General features: G+C 73.5%; 16 protein-coding genes. 4 read left to right on the top strand and 12 right to left on the bottom strand.

Going from position 1 to position 17,974, the window contains the following annotated elements:
* Entirely contained in the window at positions 1 to 861 is an 861-nt protein-coding gene (locus tag IEZ27_RS05965; RefSeq protein ID WP_189646275.1) for an enoyl-CoA hydratase-related protein, read from the bottom strand.
* 147 nt (positions 862 to 1,008) lie between these two features.
* On the opposite strand from IEZ27_RS05965, the gene IEZ27_RS54885 reads away from it, so the two are divergent.
* Together IEZ27_RS54885 and IEZ27_RS05955 are read left to right on the top strand one after the other, a co-directional pair.
* A complete protein-coding gene (locus IEZ27_RS54885; RefSeq protein ID WP_189646274.1) occupies positions 1,009 to 2,427 on the top strand; it encodes an LCP family protein in 1,419 nt (472 codons plus the stop codon).
* Between the two features lie 75 nt (positions 2,428 to 2,502).
* Entirely contained in the window at positions 2,503 to 2,775 is a 273-nt protein-coding gene (locus IEZ27_RS05955; RefSeq protein ID WP_189646273.1) for a hypothetical protein, read from the top strand.
* Here the strand turns inward: IEZ27_RS05955 and IEZ27_RS05950 are convergent.
* Positions 2,761 to 3,636 (bottom strand): alpha/beta fold hydrolase, encoded by an 876-nt coding sequence (locus IEZ27_RS05950; RefSeq protein ID WP_189646272.1) that lies wholly within the window; start codon positions 3,634 to 3,636, stop codon positions 2,761 to 2,763. The genes IEZ27_RS05955 and IEZ27_RS05950 overlap by 15 nt on opposite strands.
* A gap of 117 nt (positions 3,637 to 3,753) precedes the next feature.
* On the opposite strand from IEZ27_RS05950, the gene IEZ27_RS05945 reads away from it, so the two are divergent.
* Positions 3,754 to 4,728: a BtrH N-terminal domain-containing protein gene (locus tag IEZ27_RS05945; protein WP_189646271.1), complete on the top strand. Its 975-nt coding sequence runs from the start codon at positions 3,754 to 3,756 to the stop codon at positions 4,726 to 4,728.
* 71 nt (positions 4,729 to 4,799) lie between these two features.
* On the opposite strand, the gene IEZ27_RS05940 is transcribed toward IEZ27_RS05945, so the two are convergent.
* From IEZ27_RS05940 to IEZ27_RS05925, 4 genes are all read right to left on the bottom strand, one after another.
* Positions 4,800 to 5,525 carry a class I SAM-dependent methyltransferase gene (locus IEZ27_RS05940; RefSeq protein WP_189646270.1) on the bottom strand — a complete coding sequence of 242 codons (726 nt, stop codon included), beginning with the start codon at positions 5,523 to 5,525 and terminating at the stop codon, positions 4,800 to 4,802.
* 16 nt (positions 5,526 to 5,541) lie between these two features.
* Complete coding sequence (locus IEZ27_RS05935) at positions 5,542 to 6,546, bottom strand: enolase C-terminal domain-like protein (protein ID WP_189646269.1); 1,005 nt, start codon at positions 6,544 to 6,546, stop codon at positions 5,542 to 5,544.
* A gap of 100 nt (positions 6,547 to 6,646) precedes the next feature.
* The gene (locus IEZ27_RS05930) at positions 6,647 to 8,035 is read right to left on the bottom strand and encodes an MFS transporter (protein ID WP_229823404.1); all 1,389 of its coding nucleotides are present in this window, start codon (positions 8,033 to 8,035) and stop codon (positions 6,647 to 6,649) included.
* Positions 8,036 to 8,098: 63 nt separating this feature from the next.
* On the bottom strand, positions 8,099 to 8,827 hold the full coding sequence (locus tag IEZ27_RS05925; RefSeq protein WP_189646268.1) for a TetR/AcrR family transcriptional regulator C-terminal domain-containing protein: 729 nt from the start codon (positions 8,825 to 8,827) through the stop codon (positions 8,099 to 8,101).
* A gap of 98 nt (positions 8,828 to 8,925) precedes the next feature.
* Between IEZ27_RS05925 and IEZ27_RS05920 the strand changes: the two genes are divergently transcribed.
* Positions 8,926 to 10,377, top strand: a complete 1,452-nt coding sequence (locus IEZ27_RS05920; protein WP_189646267.1) for an MFS transporter — start codon at positions 8,926 to 8,928, stop codon at positions 10,375 to 10,377.
* A 55-nt stretch (positions 10,378 to 10,432) separates the two neighbouring features.
* Here IEZ27_RS05920 and IEZ27_RS05915 read toward each other — a convergent pair whose 3' ends face one another.
* From IEZ27_RS05915 to IEZ27_RS05890, 6 genes are all read right to left on the bottom strand, one after another.
* Positions 10,433 to 11,572 (bottom strand): VWA domain-containing protein, encoded by a 1,140-nt coding sequence (locus IEZ27_RS05915; protein ID WP_189646507.1) that lies wholly within the window; start codon positions 11,570 to 11,572, stop codon positions 10,433 to 10,435.
* A gap of 4 nt (positions 11,573 to 11,576) precedes the next feature.
* Positions 11,577 to 13,811, bottom strand: a complete 2,235-nt coding sequence (locus IEZ27_RS05910) for a DUF5682 family protein (protein ID WP_189646266.1) — start codon at positions 13,809 to 13,811, stop codon at positions 11,577 to 11,579.
* Positions 13,808 to 14,872 carry an ATP-binding protein gene (locus tag IEZ27_RS05905; RefSeq protein ID WP_189646265.1) on the bottom strand — a complete coding sequence of 355 codons (1,065 nt, stop codon included), beginning with the start codon at positions 14,870 to 14,872 and terminating at the stop codon, positions 13,808 to 13,810. Before IEZ27_RS05905 ends, IEZ27_RS05910 begins: the two co-directional genes overlap by 4 nt.
* The gene (locus IEZ27_RS05900; RefSeq protein WP_229823401.1) at positions 14,869 to 16,206 is read right to left on the bottom strand and encodes a DUF5691 domain-containing protein; all 1,338 of its coding nucleotides are present in this window, start codon (positions 16,204 to 16,206) and stop codon (positions 14,869 to 14,871) included. The genes IEZ27_RS05905 and IEZ27_RS05900 overlap by 4 nt, the downstream gene beginning before the upstream one ends.
* Positions 16,203 to 17,495: an SWIM zinc finger family protein gene (locus IEZ27_RS05895; RefSeq protein WP_229823399.1), complete on the bottom strand. Its 1,293-nt coding sequence runs from the start codon at positions 17,493 to 17,495 to the stop codon at positions 16,203 to 16,205. The genes IEZ27_RS05900 and IEZ27_RS05895 overlap by 4 nt, the downstream gene beginning before the upstream one ends.
* 96 nt (positions 17,496 to 17,591) lie before the next feature.
* Positions 17,592 to 17,879, bottom strand: coding sequence for a discoidin domain-containing protein (locus tag IEZ27_RS05890; protein ID WP_229823398.1), 288 nt, complete (start codon positions 17,877 to 17,879; stop codon positions 17,592 to 17,594).
* Positions 17,880 to 17,974: the final 95 nt, after the last annotated feature.

The following is a 17,974-nucleotide window of genomic DNA, read 5'->3' as shown; positions in this document are numbered from 1 at the left end:
TCAGACACCATATGGATTGTCTGGCCATGATGGGACGCCGGGCGGCAGGTCCTCGCTCACCTTCATCGGGAAGTCGGCCCGCCGCTTCTCCAGGAACGCGTTCACCCCCTCGACCGTGTCGGCCGCGCCGCCGAGCTCGGCCATGAGCCGGGAGTCGGCCGCGTGCGCCTCCCAGGGTGAGGCCGCCGACAGGCCCGACCACATCAGCCTGCGCACGGCGGCGACGGAGACGGCCGAGGTGTTGTCCGCGATCTCGCGGCCCAGCGCGTACGCGGCGGGCAGCAGCTCCTCGTCCGGCAGCACCCGCGACACCAGGCGGCCCTCCAGGGCCTCGGCGGCGGGGAAGACCCGGCCGGTCACGGCCCACTCCATGGCCCGGGAGATGCCGACGACCCTGGGCAGGAACCAGCTCGACGCGGCCTCGGGGACGATCCCGCGCCGGGCGAACACGAACCCGAACCGGGCGCTCTCCGCGGCCAGCCGGACGTCCATGGGCAGCGTCATCGTGACGCCGACGCCGACCGCGGGGCCGTTGATCGCGGCGATGACGGGCTTGAGCGAGGCGGCGATCCTGAGCGCGACCGTGCCGCCGCCGTCGCGCGGCGCGCCGTCCACCAGCTCGCCCTCCCCCCGACGGCCGAACGTGCCACCGCCGCCGCCCAGGTCGGCCCCCGCGCAGAAGGCCCGCCCGGCCCCCGTGACCACCACCGCGCGCACGTCGTCGTCGGCGTCGGCGAGGTCGAAGGCGTCGATCAGCTCGGCGCGCATGGTCAGCGTGAACGCGTTGAGCCGCTCGGGGCGAGACAGGGTGATGGTGGCGACGCGGTCGGCCACGCGGTACTCGATCTCGGAGAAGGCCATGACCCGAATGTTATTCGGTTACTGATGTTCATCCTCCGATAAAGACATATTTCGTATCCAATGCGTAGGCTGCCCGCGCTGTCCGTGGCTGCGGGTTACGGTGGACTACGGGGAAACGGGGATGGCGTGCGACAGGGTAGGAAACCGGTGGGCGCGGCAGCGGTCCTCGGCTGGCTGGCACTCACGACGCTGGCGCCCGGGGCCGCCCATCTGCGTGCCGGATGGCGCAAGACCGGCCTGACCTTGCTGTCGTCCCACGTCGCGGGGCTGGCGGCGCTCCTGGCCGTCGCGCTGACCACCGACAACCTGCTGGGCTCGCTGACCCAGGACTCGTGGCTGATCCCGATCACCGTCGGCGCGGTCGCCCTCGGGGTCGTGTGGCTCGCGGTGATCGTGCACTCGTTCATGGTGCTGCGTCCGGGACGGCTGCGGCGGCGCGAGCAGATCGTCACCGGCACGCTCGCCGGGCTGCTCGCCGTCGCGGCGGTGGTGCCGTTCGGGGCGGTCGCGAACTACGTGTGGACCTCCCAGAGGACCCTCAGCGGCATCTTCACCGGGCCCGACCCCGCCGACTCCCCCACGCGGGAGGGCGAGGAGCCGCCGCAGGACCCGTGGGCCGGGCGCGAACGGGTCAACCTGCTGCTCCTCGGCGGCGACGCCGACGACAACCGCACCGGCGTACGCACCGACAGCATGAACGTGGCCAGCATCGACGTGAAGTCCGGCAACACCGTGCTGGTCAGCCTGCCCCGCAACCTGGAGAACGTGCGCTTCCGCCCCGGCACGCCGATGGCCCAGCGTTTCCCCGGCGGCTTCCGCCTGCCGGCCGACCCCGGCGGCGGCCGCAGCGACCTGCTCAACAGCGTCTGGGAGTACGCCGACGCGCACCCGGAGATCTTCGGCGGCCGCCAGCACCAGGGCCCGAAGGTGCTCATGGACACCATCGGCTACACCCTCGGCCTGGACATCGACTGGTACGCCCTGGTCAACATGTGGGGCTTCGCCCGTCTCATCGACGCCATCGGCGGCATCACGATCACCGTCGAGCAGGACGTCGTGTTCGGCAAGTACAACGAGGGTCTGGTCAAGGCCGGCACCAGGAAGCTCAAGGGCGCCGACGCGATGTGGTACGCCCGCTCGCGCACGTTCAGCGACGACTACACCCGGATGCGGCGGCAGCGCTGCGTGCTCGGCGCGCTGCTGGGTCAGGCGGACCCGGCGACCGTCCTGGCCCGGTTCAACCGGATCGCGCTGGCGGCCAAGGAGCTGATCAGGACCGACATCCCGCGCTCGATGCTGAAGAATCTGGTGCCGCTGGCGCTCACGGTCAAGAACGCGAAGGTGACGAGCCTGCAGTTCGTGCCGCCGCTGATCCGCACCGGCTACCCCGACTGGGACAAGATCCGCGAGCTGACCGCCAAGGCCGTCCGCGACTCGACCGCCGCGACGTCCGCCGTCGCCGCCTCGGCCACCCCGTCCGCCTCGCAGGGCACGTCCCCGAAGAAGTCCCCCAAACCGTCCGCGCCGCCGACGAAGGGGCTCACCGAGGGGTGCGGGGCGGCCTGAGTCCGCGGGAAGGGCCCTGGGGTCCGGTTGCCGGTGGCATCCTGGGGTGACCGGCAAATCTGGAGGAGATTCGCGATGTCCCACCCTCTCGGCACGTCCCCCGCCCCCCGGCGCACCCCGCTCGACGCCGAGGAGAGAGTCCGGGCCGAGGCCGGTTTCGTCCCCCTGGTCGCCCAGCAGCTCGCCGAGAACGGGCGGTTCAGGGTGAGCGCCGACAGCCCGGAGCTGGTGGAGGTGTTCCAGGGGGTGGCCCGCAAGGTGGGCGAGCTGCTCGGGCGGCCCGTGGTCAGCTACTCCAACGGCCGGTACATGGTGATCACCTTCGCGCAGGGCTCAGCGCTGGGGTGAGGCCGCGAGGCGGTCCAGGAGGGTGCGGAGGATCCGGTGGGGCTCCGTCCACAGCAGGGCGCCGCCGATGCCGGGCACGACGTGCCGCACGGCTCCCGGGATGCGGGCGGTCAGGCCCTCGCCCAGGTCGGGTGAGTGGCCGCCGTCGAGCTCGCCGTACCAGACGTCGACCGGGACCCTGACCGCGGCCAGGTCGATCCGCCAACGGCCCATCGCCAGCACGGTGTCGCGGGCGTAACCGGCGGGCCCCTGGGCGAACGCCTCCCGCAGCGCCTCGCGGTACGCGGCGGCGAAATCCGCCCTCTCGTACACGGCCAGGTCGCAGGCGGGGCTGCCGCCCGTCACCAGGTCCCACATCGCCTGCGGGGTGAACCCGGAGAAGATCTTCTCGGCGGCCTCCGGGTCGTGCTCGGACAGCTCCGTCAGCCGCCGCAGCTCGCCGGGCAGCACGTCGGCGAAGCGCGGGTCGGCCACCTCGTCGGCGGCCGAGACCAGGGCCAGCGCGCCGACCACGCCGGCCGCGGCGCAGGCCAGCGCGAACGGCGCCCCCTGCGAGTTGCCGACCATGGCGGGACGGCCGAATCCGGCGGCGAAGGCGCGTACGTCGGCGGCGAAGTCCGCGAACGTACGGCCCGGCGCGGGAGTGGAGGCGCCCAGCCCGGGACGGTCCAGGGAGATCAGCCGCACACCGAGCTCGTCGGCCGCCGCCGCGCCGAAGCCGAGCCGGCGGCTCGTGGCGGCCCCCGGCGACAGCAGGACCGGCGTCCCGTCCGGCGGCCCCCACTCGGCCCAGCCGAGGAGCCTGCCGTCGGGCAGCCGTTCGGCGCCCGTACGGGCGGGAGGTGCGACCAGGATGTTCATGCGCCCATCATCCCGTGAACACCTCGGGGGGTTTCCACCGGTTTTCCGGTCGCGCAGGTGGGCCGGTCCGGCGCGTGAATGATCACATTTCCGCAGGTCGTCCGGCACACTGGGCTTGTGCTCATCGATCTGGTCCCGCCCTTCGAAGGGCGCCACAGCGAGACGACCACCGCCGGCACCCTGCTGCGGCACGCGGGCGTGGAACTGTCGGAGGCGATGTTGTTCGGGCTGGGCGAGGGGCTGAGCTTCATCTACTGGGACAGCGGCTCGCTGGACGTCCCGCTCGTCGGCGGCCGGGTCAAGCCGCACGCGCTCACCGAGAAGCTGGCCGCCGCGCTCGGCTTCACGCTGGACACGCAGGAGACCTCCTCCCCCATCACGGCCTGGTCGAACGTCCGCCGCCACCTCGACGAGGGCACCCCCGTCGGGATCCGGCTCGACTGCTACCACCTCGACTACATCAGGACCCCCTACCACTTCGGCGGCCACTACGTCGCGATGGTCGGCTACGACGAGGGCCACGCCCACCTCGTGGACACCGCCCAGCAGGGCACGCGCAACCGCGTCCCGCTCGAATCGCTCGAACGGGCCCGCGCGGCGACCGGGCCGATGACGGCGCACAACCTGTCGTACACGCTCGGGCCGTGCGCCGAGGCCGACCTGCCGTCCGCGATCAGGGCCGCCGTCCGGTCCACCGCCGCCGGGTTCCTCAACCCGGCCATGCGCAACGTCGGATACCGAGGCATCGAGCAGGCCGCCGCGCTCATCCCGACCTGGCTGGAACGCGGGCCGACCGAGCAGCTCACGCGGACGGCCAACCTCATGGAGGGGGGCGGCACCGGGGGCGCGTTCTTCCGGAACCTCTACGCCGAGTTCCTGGGCGAGGCCCGGACGATCGCGCCGGGCAAGGCCCTGGAGGCGGCCTGCCAGGCGTACACGGCGCTGGCGCCCAAGTGGAGCGAGGTGGCCGACCTGCTCGCCCAGGCCGGGGAGACGGGCCGGCAGGCGCCCCTCGACCAGGCGGGATCGCTGCTGTACGACCTGGCCGCACGCGAACGCCTGGCCATGGAGACCCTGCACGAGGCGGCGTAGGAACGCGGCCCTACCGGGCGCGGGCCTACGGGGGACGGGCCTACCGGGCGCGGTCCTACCCGGGGGCGGGACTACAGGGGGCGGTGGAAGGTGGCGCGCCAGCGGTGGCGTCCGTCGTCGCGCAGGTCCTCGATCGTCTCCGCCGTCAGCCCGCCGGTCGCGAACGCCGCGATCTCCGCGGCCGTCAGCGGCCACGGCGGGGCGCCCGCGGGCCCGCCCTCCTCGCGGCCCGACGCGATCACCAGCAGCGTGCCGCCGGGCCGTACGAACGCGGCGACGCCCGCGGTGGCGCGGGCGTGCAGTTCCTCGGGGAGGGCCTGGACGGTCATGATCTCCACGACCAGGTCGAAGGCGTGCCGCCAGCCGGCGGGCGGGTCGAACAGGTCGGCGGCGCGGTAGTCGACGGCGCTGCCGGGGAAACGTTCGCGGGCCAGGCGCACGGCCGACTCGCTCACGTCGAAGGCGACGGTGTCATAGCCGAGGCCCGCCACGTACTCGGCGTCGTCGCCCAATCCGGCGCCCACCACGAGCGCCCGGCCGCCGCCGGGGCCGCCGGGGCCGCGTCCGGCGGCCCACTCCACGAGCAGGACGTGAGGCGTACGCGAGTCCCAGGGGACGATCGCCTCGCCGGTCGCCGACTCGGCGTAGAGGTGCTCGAACCAGCCGGTCGGGTCGTCGGCCGCCAGCGACCGGGCGGCCAGCCGCCTGGCGTCGGCGTCGGGGTCGGCCTTGGGGTCGGCGTCGGGAGCGGGAGCGGCGTCGGTGCCGCGGTCGCGCCCGCTCGTCGGTCCGGTCATCGATCCCCCAGATCGGTCAGGCGTGGAAGGATTCCTTGGCCAGGCGGGCCAGGCGCGTCTCGTCGATCGTATGGCCCAGGCCGGGCTGGGTGAGCGGGACGGCGACGACGCCCGCGTTCGCGCCGACCAGCGGCGTGACGATCTGGTTCTGCTTCGGCGGCTGCGTGACGTCGCACGGCAGCGTGCAGCCCGGCAGGCTCGCGACCGCCACCGTGGCCGCCCTGGCCAGACCCGCTCCCTGGCCGCCCGCGCACTGGATGTCCCAGCCCGCGGCGGCGGCCCGGTCGTGCGCCCGCCGGGCCTCCGACAACGACGGGAACGCGGTGGGGCGCAGCAGCAGGACCTTGGCGGCGCGCAGGGTCAGGTAGTCGTCCAGCTCGGCGGTCGAGCGCACCTCGACGGCGACCGAGGCGGTCACCTCGTCCTGCAGCGCGGCGTGGGCGTGGACGTCGCCGAGCGGGAAGGGCCGCTCGATGACCTCCAGGCCGTAGGAGTCGAGCGCGACGAGCTGGCCGCGGTCGGTGTAGGCGTTGCCGCCGTCGACGGCCAGGGTCAGCGCGGGGTACGCCTGCCGCACCGCGCGTACGGGCTCGACGTCCCAGCCGGGCCTGATGTCGAGGGTGACGTGCCCGTAGCCGGCGCAGACCTGCTGGTTGACGCGGGCGACCAGGCTCTCGACGGACGGGTCGGGCGCCAGGCGCACGGTGGCCATCACCGAGGTGCGGGTGCCGCCGATGGCGTGCGCGAGCGGCACTCCCCGCATCCTGGTCCACAGGTCCCAGCAGGCCATGTCCACGGCCCGGTCTCCGCTCGGCACGGCGTCGGGATGTTCCCAGTCGACGCCGATCAGCAGCGCGGCCAGCGACTCCTCCAGCCGGGACCAGGCCTTCGGCTCGGGTGAGACGGCCTCGCCCCAGCCGGTCATGCCGCCGTGGTCGGTGAGCTTCACGAGCAGGCTCTCCGACCTCGCGCCGTACGGCAGGACCAGCCGGAAGACCTCCAGCTCCCGCACTCGCGGCATGAACCCCCCTTAAGTCATGACGAGAGAGTCGTCGCGCCAGGTGAAGGCCGTCCACGGCGGTGCGTTTGGCAGCGTTCTCAGCACTTTGACGTTCTCATCACTATGACGCGGTCCCTTCCATAGTGCCTGCCTTGCTGGACTGCACAAAACGCGGGGCCAGCACGACGGCCAGGACGGCGAGCACGACGGTGAAGCCGAGCCCGACGGCGTAGTTCTCGCCCGTGGCGGTGAACAGGGCGCCGCTGACCGCGACGGCCACCACGGTGAACACCGACTCGCCGACGCCCACGGCCGCGCTGTTCTGCCCTTCCTCGCCCTCCTTGGACATCTCCAGCACCAGCACGGACACCGTGGGGTGCAGCGCGCCGATGCCGAGGCCCGAGATGGCCATGGCCACGTACGCGACCGCGATGGGCAGCGAGTCGATCAGCACGAGCGACACCAGCGCGATGCCGACGGCGACCATCGCCGCGCCGCCGCGGATGGCGGTCATGTTGCTGATCGTGCCGCGGCCCTTGATCCACGAGCCGGTGGACCAGCCGAGCGCGCCGACCGTGAGGACGACGCCGGCGCCGGTGGGGGTCAGGCCGCGCTCGTTCATCAGCATGAGCGGGATGAGCACCTCGGCGGCCATGAGCGAGCCGTAGGCCAGGCCGCGCAGCACGGGGGCGGTCGGCAGGCCGCGGGCCGCGCGCAGCGAGCCGGGCAGCAGCAGCTTGGGCAGGGCCACGACCAGCAGGACGACGCCGGCCACGAGCAGCGGCAGGCCGTCCTTCAGGGCGCTGCCGTACTGGATCAGGGCGGCGGCGACGGCGGTCAGCGTGGCCCAGACGAGCTTGCGGCCGAGGCCGGGGGCGGGGTCGGCGGAGCCTTGCTCGGCCGAGCGGCCGGCGGTGCCGCGCCACAACAACAGGGCCGCGGGGATGACCAGGGCGGAGACGCCGAGGAAGATCCAGCGCCAGCTCACGTTCTCCACGACGAAACCGGCGATGGCCGGGCCGATCATGGAGGGCACCACCCAGGCGGCCGAGAACAGCGCGAACACCTTGGGATGCATGGCCCCCGGGAAGACCCGGGCGACGAGCACGTACAGGGAGACCTGGATCAAACCGGCGCCGATCCCCTGGACGAAACGCCCGGTGACCAGCACCTCCATCGTGGGCGCGAACCCGGCGACCAGCAATCCGGCCACGAACGCGACCACGCCGACGGCGATCGGCTGCACCGGCCCCCGCACGTCGCTCCACCTGCCGCCGAGCACGGTCGCGATCACGCTGGCCGCGAGGGTGGCGCTGAAGGCCAGGTTGTACAGGGCCATGCCGCCGAGGTCGCGGGCCACGACGGGCATCGCGGTCGCCACCGCCATCGCCTCGAAGGCCACCAGCATCACGAGCGCGACCAGGCCGACGCTGAGCGCCCGGTACCGCGCGGACAACACGCCGGCCGGGGCCGGGGCGGAGTCCTCGATCGATTCAACAGTCGTAGTCATGACCGCAAAACTATGAGGAAGCCCCAGGTCAGCACATCGGGCGCGGGGCCTAGGCAATTGGGCCTAAGGCATGCGGGACTCGATGCCGTCCAGCATCAGTTCGAGGCCGAAGCGGAAACGTTCCTCGCCGTCGGCGGCGATCAGGTCGTCGATGTGCCCCACCAGGTACGGGAACCGCTCCCGCGGCAGCGTGCGGTAGTAGCCGGCGATCTGTGTGGCGAAGGCGGTGAAGTACTCCTCCGGCGAGGTCATCTCCGAGGCGCGCAGCCGGCTGACGTGCACCGAGCCCTCGTAGGCGTCGCCGATGAGGTAGAGGGACAGGCGGTCGAGGCACAGGGCGGCGTTGCCGGGCGGCATGCCGGCCTCCAGCAGCAGCCCGTAGACGAACTCGCCGGCGCGCAGGGAGTTCTCCCCCGTGGGGATGTTCGCGAGAGCCGCCCTGGCGACGTCGGCGTGCCGGTTGAGGACCCGGTAGACCTCCAGCGAGTACGCCCTGAGCTGGTCCTTCCACCGGCTCGGATCGCGCTCGGGCAGCCGGATCTCGCCGAGCACCCGGTCGTAGACGAGTTCGAGCAGCTCTTCCTTGTTGGCGACGTGCGCGTACAGCGAGGCGGGGCCGGTGTCGAGCTCCTGGGCGACCCGTCTCATGCTGAGCGCGTCGAGCCCTTCGGCGTCGAGCACCCGCAGCCCGGTCTCGACGATGAGGTCCTGGCTGAGCTGCCGCCTGATCTGCGCGGGCTTGCGGGTCTTGCGCCACGGCGGCACCGGCACGGCTTCTTCCTTGCTCCCCATGGCGAACACTGTACTTGACACGAACACTGTTCGCCACTAAAACGGTGTTCGTCAACGAACAGTGTTCGTAGCAAGAACAGCGTTCTAAGGAGTTCCCGATGACAGTGACCAACCAGGCGCGGACGGACCCGGAGGCCGTCGCGCCCTACCGGTGGCGTTGGGCCGCCCTTTTCGTGATCCTGGCCGCCGAGGTCATGGACCTGCTCGACGCCCTGATCACCACGATCGCCGCCCCCACCATCCGCGCCGACCTGGGCGGCAGCGACAGCCTCGTGCAGTGGCTCGGCGCCGGCTACACGCTGGCCATGGCCGTCGGCCTGATCACCGGCGGGCGGCTCGGCGACCTGTTCGGCCGCAAGCGCATGTTCCTGATCGGCGCCTTCGGGTTCACCGCCGCCTCGTTGTTGTGCGGAGTGGCGACCGGCCCCGAGATGCTTGTCGCCAGCCGCGTGTTGCAGGGCCTGTTCGGCGCGGTGATGTTGCCGCAGGGGCTTGGGTTGATCAAGGAGATGTTCCCGCCGCAGGAGATCGGCAAGGCGTTCGGCATGTTCGGGCCGGTCATGACGATCTCGTCGGTCGGCGGCCCGGTGCTGGCCGGCTGGCTGGTCGACGCCGACTTCTTCGGCACCGGCTGGCGCATGATCTTCCTGATCAACCTGCCGCTCGGCCTGGCCGCCGCGCTGGCCGGCATCCGCTTCCTGCCCGAGTACCGCCTCTCGAACGCCACCAAGCTCGACCTGGTCGGCGTCGGCCTGGTCTCGGTCGCCGGATTCCTGCTGATCTACCCGCTGATCCAGGGCCGCGAGCTGGGCTGGCCCGCCTGGACGTTCGTCTCGATGGCCGCCTCGCTGGTGGTCTTCGCCCTGTTCGGCCGGTACGAGTCGCGCCGCGCCGCCTCCGGCAAGGACCCGCTGGTCACCCCCAGCCTGTTCCGCAAGCGGGCCTTCTCCGGCGGCCTGGTCGCCGGTCTGGCGTTCTTCTCCGGCATGATCGGCCTCAGCCTGGTCTTCAGCATCTACATGCAGGCCGGCCTGCACTTCAGCCCGCTCAAGGCCGGCCTGGCCAGCCTTCCCCAGGCGGTCGGCGGCGTGATCGGCTTCGGCCTGGCCATGTCCGGGCTCCAGGAGAAGCTGGGCCGCGGCCTGCTGCAGATCGGCGTGGTCGTCATGGCCGCCGGCGCGGCCGTGCTCGGGGTGACCATCCACCTGGCCGGCACCGACGTCGGCGTCTGGCAGCTCGCCCCCGGGCTGGCGCTGGTCGGCATCGGCATGGGCCTGACCATGGCGCCGTTCTTCGACATCGTGCTGGCCGGGGTCGAGCCGCACGAGTCGGGGTCGGCCTCGGGCACGATGACCGCCGTCCAGCAGCTCGGCGGCGCGCTCGGCACCGCCGTGCTCGGCACGCTCTTCTTCAACCTGCTCAAGGATCAGTGGAGCTTCGGCTCGGCCATGCAGGTGACCGTCTGGGTCGAGATCGGGCTGCTGGCGATCACCTTCGCCCTGTCGTTCCTCATGCCGCACAAGGCCCGCCCCGAACAGGCCGGCCACTGAACGCTGACCCGGCCGCGGCTCCCCCACGGGGGAGGAGCCGCGGCCTCGGCCTTTCTCAGGCACCGGTGTGGCGTTCGGCCCACCGGGCGAGATCGCGCCGCTCGATCGCGGCGGCCATCAGGTCGGGGAAGGCGTCGGGGGTGCAGGCGAACGCCGGCACGCCCATCGCGGCCAGCGCGGCGGCGTTGTCGTGGTCGTAGAAGGGCGCGCCCTCGTCGGAGAGCGCGAGCAGCACGATCACCTGTACGCCGGCCTGGGTCATCGCGGCCACCCGGCGCAACATCTCCGCGCGTACGCCGCCCTCGTACAGGTCGCTGATCAGGATGAAGATCGAGTCGGCCGGGCGGGTGATGAGGCCCTGTGAGTAGGCGATGGCCCTGTTGATGTCGGTGCCGCCGCCGAGCTGGGTGCCGAACAGCAGCTCGACCGGGTCGTGCAACTGCTCGGTCAGGTCGACCACCGCCGTGTCGAACACCACCAGCGACGTCTTCAGTGACCGCATCGAGGCCAGGACCGCCCCGAACACGCTCGAATACACCACCGAGGCCGCCATCGAGCCGCTCTGGTCGATGCAGAGCACCACCTCGCGCTGCACCGACCGCTGCCGGCGCGCGTAGCCGACGAGCCGCGACGGGACGACCGTGTTCCGCTCCGGCAGGTAGTTCTTGAGGTTGGCCCGGATCGTCCGGTCCCAGTCGATGTCGGACACCCTCCTCGGCCGATGCGTACGCGCCGAGCGGTCGAGCGCGCCCGTCACGGCCGCCCGGGTGCGCTGGGCGAGGCGGCGTTCGAGCTCGGCGACGACCTTGCGCACCACGGCCCTGGCCGACTCGCGGGCCTGCTCGGGCATCACCCGGTTGAGGGCGAGCAACGTGCCGACCAGGTGCACGTCGGGCTCCACGGCCTCCAGCATCTCCGGTTCGAGCAGCAGCCTGGTGAGGTTGAGCCGCTCGATCGCGTCCTTCTGCATCACCTGGACGACCGTGGACGGGAAATATGTCCTGATGTCGCCCAGCCAGCGGGCCACCCGCGGCGCGGACGCGCCGAGGCCGCCCTCGCGCCGGCTCTGCCCCTCGCGGCCGTCCTGGTCGTAGACGGCGGCGAGGGCCGCGTCCATCTGCGCGTCGGCGCCCTCCAGGGCGCAGCCGGTGCCGTCGGCGTCGCCGCCTCCGAGCACCAGCCGCCACCTGCGCATGCGCTCATCCACGGTCTCTCCCGATGATCGACAACACGGTGGCCACGGCTCCCGCCGCGCGCCGTTCGTCCACGTCCGGCTCGGTCGCGGCGCCGGTGTCACCCGTGCCGCCCGCCGCGCTCACGCGCTCGCCGATGGCCCGCCGCTCCGGCCCGGCGAAGCCGCCGAACGTACGGCGCAGCAGCGGCAGCACGTCGGTGAACTGGTCGGCCGGCAGCGCGGTCAGCCAGGTGTCGACCAGGCCCAGCAGGCGGGGGTCGTGCACCAGGAGCAGGCCGCCGCCGGACAGGAACCCCTCGACCCAGGCCGCCGCCCTGACCGGGGTCTGGCCTCTGGACATGGCCCTGGACATGCGGTCATCGGCGTCGGCCAGCTCGCCGGCGTCGAGCAGGAGGCGGGTGAGCCGGCCCTCGACGAGGCCGTGCAGGTCCTGCCGGTCCGCCATGCCACGCAACGTCCCCAGCCACCGCCCCCGCACCACCCCCTCCCCCTCCGCGCCTGCCGAGGCGCTTCCTGAGGCGGCGGGGGGTTCCGTGAGGAGGGCGACGGCGGCGTGGACGGCGTCGACGTGTTTGAGCAGGCCGGCCGCCGCGTCGTCGTCGAGCCCGGTGACGGCCACCGGCAGCCCGACGCAGATCCGGTCGAGCATCGAGCGCACGATCACCGCCAGCCCCTCGGCCGACGTGCCGCGTACGTCGCCGTAGCGGTGGGCGCGCACCATCGCGGGCAGCGCAGCCATCAGGTGGGTGACGTCGGTGTCCAGCGCCGCCTTGGCCGACAGCGCCGCGAGCACGCCGGGCAGCGCCTCCGGCAGGTCGGCCAGCAGGCACGCCTCAACCAGCGCGGTCAGGTCGGCGAGCGCCGACGACGGCGCCCCGGCCAGGTCGCGGCAGCGCCGCGCCGCCGCGGCGGCGACCGTGGTGCCGAGGGCGGCGTGCTCGATGAGCGCGAGGTCGTGCTCGGGCAGCCAGCGCAGCGTCCACGACTCCCTGAACGTGCCCTTCCCGCGCGCCTGCCCCGGCGTGCCCCAGCCCACCTCCAGCAGCCGCAGCCGGTGGAGCAGGTGACTGCGTTCCAGGTCGAGCGGCCTGCGCAGGTCGAGGTCGAGCTCACGGTCGAGCGCCTCGGGCCGAATTCTCAGCCGCCGCTGCTGCTCGCGCAGGTCACGCTGGAGCGGGACCATCGGGGTGCCGTCGGAGACGTGGCCGAGCCGGTCGCCGACGACCATCCGCCGCTGGATCAGCTCCACCGCCAGGTCGTCGCCCTCGCACAACACCGCCCTGGCCGCCTCGGTCACCTCGCCGAGCCCGGCCAGCGGCCTGCCACGCAGCCCGGCCAGGGTCGCGGCCAGGCGTACGGACTCGATGACGTGCGCGGACGACACCGGCAGCCCCTCCTCGCGCAGCACGGCGGCGGCCTCGGTGAGCCATCGCTCGACCGGCCGGTCGGGGACGGTGAACAGGTGGTGGTACCAGCCGGGCGAGGCGATGCCCGCGCCGTAGCCGCTCCACGAGGCCAGCCGCCCGTAGGTCCACGGCACCCACGTCAGCTCGGCCTTCACCTTCGGCATGCCGCGCAGGAGCGCGTTGTCGGCCGCGGCCGGGGGCAGCGGCCCGGCCAGCGCGGGCACGTGCCAGGCGCCGCAGACCACCGCGACGACGCCGAACCCCTCCTTGATCGCGGCACGCAGGGTCCTGCGCATGTACGCCTCGCGCCTGGCCTCCCGGCCGACCGGCACGTGGCCCTCGCGCACCGCGGCCATGGCCTCGGCGATCACCTCGAACGGGGTGTCGCCGCGGTGCTCGACGACGTCCTCCCACCAGCGTTCGGGGTCGTCGTGGCCGGCGGCGGCGGCCAGCGCGCCGATGGGGTCGGCACGCAGGCCGTCACCCGCCTCCCCGCCCTCCGACTCGTCCGTCTCCTCGTCGGCCAGGGAGTGGGCGGCGGGCAGGTCGCAGAAGCGCACCGGTACGCCGGCGGCGGCGCCGTACAGGATCGCCTGCCATTCGGGCGAGAACTGCGCGAACGGCCAGAACGCGGCCTTGGCCGGAGCGCCCGGCACGTGCGCGAGCAGCGCGACCGGCGGCTCCAGGCCGGGCGCGAGGGCGACGAGCGCGTCGGCCTCCGGCGGCCCCTCGACGAGGATCACGTCGGGGCGCAGGCGTTCGAGCTCGCGGCGCAGGGAACGGGCCGAGCCGGGGCCGTGGTGGCGTACGCCGAGGACGGAGACGGCGCTCATGACACCTCGCGGCAGGCGCGGTAGAAGTCGCGCCAGTCGGACCGCTCACGCACCACGGTCTCCAGGTACTCGCGCCACACCACCCGGTCCGACACCGGCTCCTGCACCACCGCGCCGACGATCCCCGCCGCCACGTCGGACGGGCGCAGCACGCCGTCGCCGAAGTGGGCGGCCAGCGCGATGCCGCTGGTGAGCACCGAGATCGCCTCGGCCGTGGACAGGGTGCCGCTGGGCGACTTGACCTTGGTGCGGCCGTCCTCGGTGACGCCCGCGCGCAGCTCGCGGAAGACCGTCACCACGCGCCGGATCTCGGCCAGCCCGGTGGTGGTCTCCGGCAGCTCCAGGGCCCGGCCGAGCTGGGTGACGCGGCGCGCGACGATGTGCACCTCCTCCTCGGCGCTGGCGGGCACCGGGAGCACGACGGTGTTGAAGCGGCGGCGCAGGGCGCTGGACAGCTCGTTGACGCCGCGGTCGCGGTCGTTGGCGGTGGCGATGACGTTGAAGCCGCGCTCGGCCTGGACCTCGCGGTTGAGCTCGGGGATCGGCAACGTCTTCTCCGACAGGACGGTGATCAGCGCGTCCTGGACGTCGGAGGGCATGCGGGTCAGCTCCTCGACCCGGGCGATCCGCCCCTCGGCCATGGCGCGCATCACCGGGGACGGCGTCAGGGCCTCGAACGAGGGCCCCTCGGCCAGCAGCCTGGCGTAGTTCCAGCCGTAGCGGACGGCCTCCTCGGCGGTGCCGGCGGTGCCCTGGACGAGCAGCGTGGAGTCGCCGCTGACGGCCGCGGCCAGGTGTTCGGACAACCAGGTCTTGGCCGTGCCGGGCACGCCGAGCAGCAGCAGCGCGCGGTCGGTCGCGAGCGTGGCCACGGCGACCTCGACGATGCGGCGGGCGCCGACGTACTTGGGGGTGACGCGGTCGCCGTCGCCCAGGATGTACCGGGTCACCGCCCAGGGCGACAGCCGCCAGCCGGGCGGGCGGGGCCGGTCGTCGTCCTTGGCCAGGTAGGCCAGTTCCTCGGCGTACTGGTCTTCGGCGTGGGGACGCAGGACGGTCATGCAAGCTCCTTGTACATGTCGGCACGGAAACGCAGGAAGGCGGCGACCCGCTGGACCGGCTCCACCGGCGAGTAGCTCTCGGCCAGCGGGAACAGGGCGGGGTCGATGTGCTCTCCGGCCAGCTTGACCAGCTCGCCGAGGTTCCACGGCTGGACGGCGGCCACCTTGACGATCTTGTGGAGGACGGCCGTCGCCAGCCCCTCCCCCCAATGGGACGAGACGCCGCCGAGCACCATGATCAACTGGCTGTCGAGGTCGTGCTCGCGCACGAACCCGGCGGCCAGCTCCTGCTGCTCGGCGGGTGGCAACGCTTCGAGCAGGTCGGCGATCGGGTCCCAGCCGAACATCGCGCGTGCCCACTCCGGGTCCTTCTGCAGCACCGCGGCCCGGACCCAGGCGGCCTTCACCTCGGCGTCCCAGTCGGGGATCCGCATCTTGAGCAGCCTGGAGGGCGGACGGTCCCAGACGCCCAGCGGGGCGCGGGCCAGGATCTGCTGCAACCACCAGGCCCGCTCGCCGATGCCGCGCGGCGGCTTGGGACGCACGCCGTCGCGTTCCATCGCCCTGTCGCACTCCAGGGGCGCCTCGACGGCGATGGTCGAGCCGGAGACCGACACGCAGGCGCGGGCCCGTTGGGCCATGCGGCCGGACAGGCGGGAGCCGGGCAGCCGGGTCAGCAGGTTGGCGGCGGCCTGCCGGACCTCCCTGCGGCGGTCGTCGAGCGCCGACTCGAGGAACGGCTCGTCGGCCATGCCCAGCCCGTCGGCCAGCAGCTCGACGAACTCGGCCCGGTCGTCGGGCGTCTCCCGCTCCCAGGTGCTCTCCAGCAGCTCCCTGGCCGCGGCGGGGTCGGCGGCGCGCAGGGCCCGCAGGTGGGCGCGGCGGTCGGCCGGGCCGCCGAGCTCCCACGTCTCGCCGGTGGGCTCCTCCAGCAGGTAGCCCCACTCCTGGTTGAGGTCGGCCAGCCATCTGCCGCGCCGCCCGGCCAGGACGCCGAGGTGCGCCCGGATCGAGCGGTCGCGCCTGCCCCGTTCGAGCAGGTCGGGCAGCACGTCGCAGGGCACCCTGCGGCCGGTCGCGGCGGCCGCGGCCAGCCATTCGGGCAGCAGGCGGTCGTGCTCGCCGCCCATGATGCGGACCAGCCGCTCGGCGGCGCGCCTGCCCACGGCGGGCAGCTCCTCGGCGGGGGCGGGCGCCGGGGGCGCGGGCTCGGCCGGTCTGCGGCCCGCGCGCCGCCGCGCCGTCTCGACGGCCGCGACCGTCAGCAGGTCTCCCGCGAAGGGCCTGCGGTCGGTGCCCACGAGGGCGGTGGAGGCCAGGTCGTCCCAGGTCACAGGAGCACCGCCGTTCCTTCGTCGTCGTAGGTGGTGAGGGGGCGCAGGCCCTGCGGGGTCCATTCGGCGGCCACCGTGACGGGGTGGCCGCCCGAGACGGCGATCAGCCGCCAGGGGTCGCGGGCCCGGGGGTGCAGCGGCAGGCCGCCGATCGACGCGCGATCGGGGACGACGCCGCCCAGCACGAGCGGCCACGACTCGGTCCAGGGGTCTTCGGCCAGCACCCGCGCCACCTCGTCGAGCGCCTCCTCGACCGGGACCCCGGCCGGCGGGCCGGGCCGGGTCTCGGGGCCGGTGGCGTGGCGTACGGCGACCAGGGCGCGGAGGGGGGCGGCACCCGGGTAGAAGGCGAGGTCGGCGTCGATCGTGGCCCCCGTGACCAGCGAGGCGTCGAGGGGCTGGCCGACCGGGGCGAAGGACAGGACGAGCGCGGCCCGGCCGGTCGCCCGGCCCTTGAGCCAGACGCGGCGGGCGGTCAGCCGGTCCTGAACGTCGTCGCGCCGGCCCAGCACGGCCCACTCGTCACGGACCGCAGGCCCGGCCAGCACCTCTTCCCGGGTGACGGGGAAACCGGTGCGGATGCGTACGGTCTGCGCCAGCGGGTCGGGCAGCTCGGCGCGGCGGCGGTGGGCGACGGCGAGGAGGTTGATCAGCGCGTATTCCTCCAGGAGGCGGCCCGGCCAGTCGTCCTCGGCGCGCACCTGGGTCAGCCGGGACACCAGGCCCGCGACGCCGGGCGCCTGGGCGTCGACGAGGCGCTTGGCCAGGCCGTCCCAGTCGTGCTCGGCGGAGGACGCCAGGCCCTGCCGGAGCTGGTCGGCCAGCCAGCGCTCCAGCTCCGCCAGCCCGGCCCCCACCCGCGAGTGCCGCACCGACTCCGCCCCGCCGGTCGCGGGCGTGGGCTCGGCAGGGCCGGCGGCGCGGGCGGCCTCGACGCGGGCCGCGGACCTGGCGGCGCGGTCGGCGCGGCCGTCGAGCCATTCGGTCACCCACTGCGGCGCCGTCTCCTCGGCCGGCACGCCGTCGGCCGACCACAGCAGCAGCAGGCCGAGGGCGTGCTTGCAGGGGAACTTGCGGCTCGGGCAGCTGCACCGGTAGGCGGGCTCGGTCAGGTCGACGCACGCCAGGTAGGGCTTGGAACCGCTGCCCTTGCACTCGCCGTAGAGGACGCTGCCCGTCGTGCCGCGTGAGGACCATTTGCCCGCCGCGGCCACGCCCTGGGCCGCCTTCTGGGACGGCGCGTCGGGGGCGAGGGCGAGCACCTGATCACGGCTCCACCGTTCGATCACCTGCCGCAGACTAGCCAGCCCGACCGACATTTCACCAAGGCCGCCCGGGAGACCCCGGGCGGCCTTGGTGAAGGGATCGGCGGGCCGGTCAAGGGGTCAGCGGGCCGTCACCTCCGCGGCCGACAGGTAGGAGCCACCGCTCGCGCGGGTGCCTTCGAGGCGTACGTAGCGGGCGTCCACGGCGGGGAACGCGGCCGTCTTGAGCCGCGCGTCGCCCGCCCACGTCCCGGCGGCGACCTGGGTGAAGGTCTGGCCGTCGGTGCTGACGTACACCTTGTGGTCGAGGATCGTGCCGTTGAGGTTGCCGTCGAAGCGCAGCGACTGCGGGAGCGGGGTGGGGGGCGAGTACTCGGAGTGCCAGAAGGTGGCGATGTCGCCGTCCACGGCGCGTTCGGCCCAGCGCCACGAGGCCGGCCACGCCGGCGGCGTATCCGAACATCTGCCGCCGGGTGGCGGGGCTGTCGGCGAGCCGACGCCAT

This window comes from Nonomuraea spiralis, assembly GCF_014648435.1.
In the GTDB taxonomy this organism is placed as follows: Bacteria; Actinomycetota; Actinomycetes; order Streptosporangiales; family Streptosporangiaceae; genus Nonomuraea; species Nonomuraea spiralis.
Note: the sequence above shows the minus strand (reverse complement) of the source record. Positions and strands in the feature narration are given on the sequence as shown.

Bases quoted from the DNA above. Each gene is read 5' to 3' on its own strand.
- IEZ27_RS05965 (WP_189646275.1), bottom strand. From the start codon at position 861: ATGGCCTTCTCCGAGATCGAGTACCGCGTGGCCGACCGCGTCGCCACC.
- IEZ27_RS05955 (WP_189646273.1), top strand. From the start codon at position 2,503: ATGTCCCACCCTCTCGGCACGTCCCCCGCCCCCCGGCGCACCCCGCTC.
- IEZ27_RS05950 (WP_189646272.1), bottom strand. From the start codon at position 3,636: ATGAACATCCTGGTCGCACCTCCCGCCCGTACGGGCGCCGAACGGCTG.
- IEZ27_RS05940 (WP_189646270.1), bottom strand. From the start codon at position 5,525: ATGACCGGACCGACGAGCGGGCGCGACCGCGGCACCGACGCCGCTCCC.
- IEZ27_RS05935 (WP_189646269.1), bottom strand. From the start codon at position 6,546: ATGCCGCGAGTGCGGGAGCTGGAGGTCTTCCGGCTGGTCCTGCCGTAC.
- IEZ27_RS05930 (WP_229823404.1), bottom strand. From the start codon at position 8,035: ATGACTACGACTGTTGAATCGATCGAGGACTCCGCCCCGGCCCCGGCC.
- IEZ27_RS05925 (WP_189646268.1), bottom strand. From the start codon at position 8,827: ATGGGGAGCAAGGAAGAAGCCGTGCCGGTGCCGCCGTGGCGCAAGACC.
- IEZ27_RS05920 (WP_189646267.1), top strand. From the start codon at position 8,926: ATGACAGTGACCAACCAGGCGCGGACGGACCCGGAGGCCGTCGCGCCC.
- IEZ27_RS05915 (WP_189646507.1), bottom strand. From the start codon at position 11,572: ATGCGCAGGTGGCGGCTGGTGCTCGGAGGCGGCGACGCCGACGGCACC.
- IEZ27_RS05910 (WP_189646266.1), bottom strand. From the start codon at position 13,811: ATGAGCGCCGTCTCCGTCCTCGGCGTACGCCACCACGGCCCCGGCTCG.
- IEZ27_RS05905 (WP_189646265.1), bottom strand. From the start codon at position 14,872: ATGACCGTCCTGCGTCCCCACGCCGAAGACCAGTACGCCGAGGAACTG.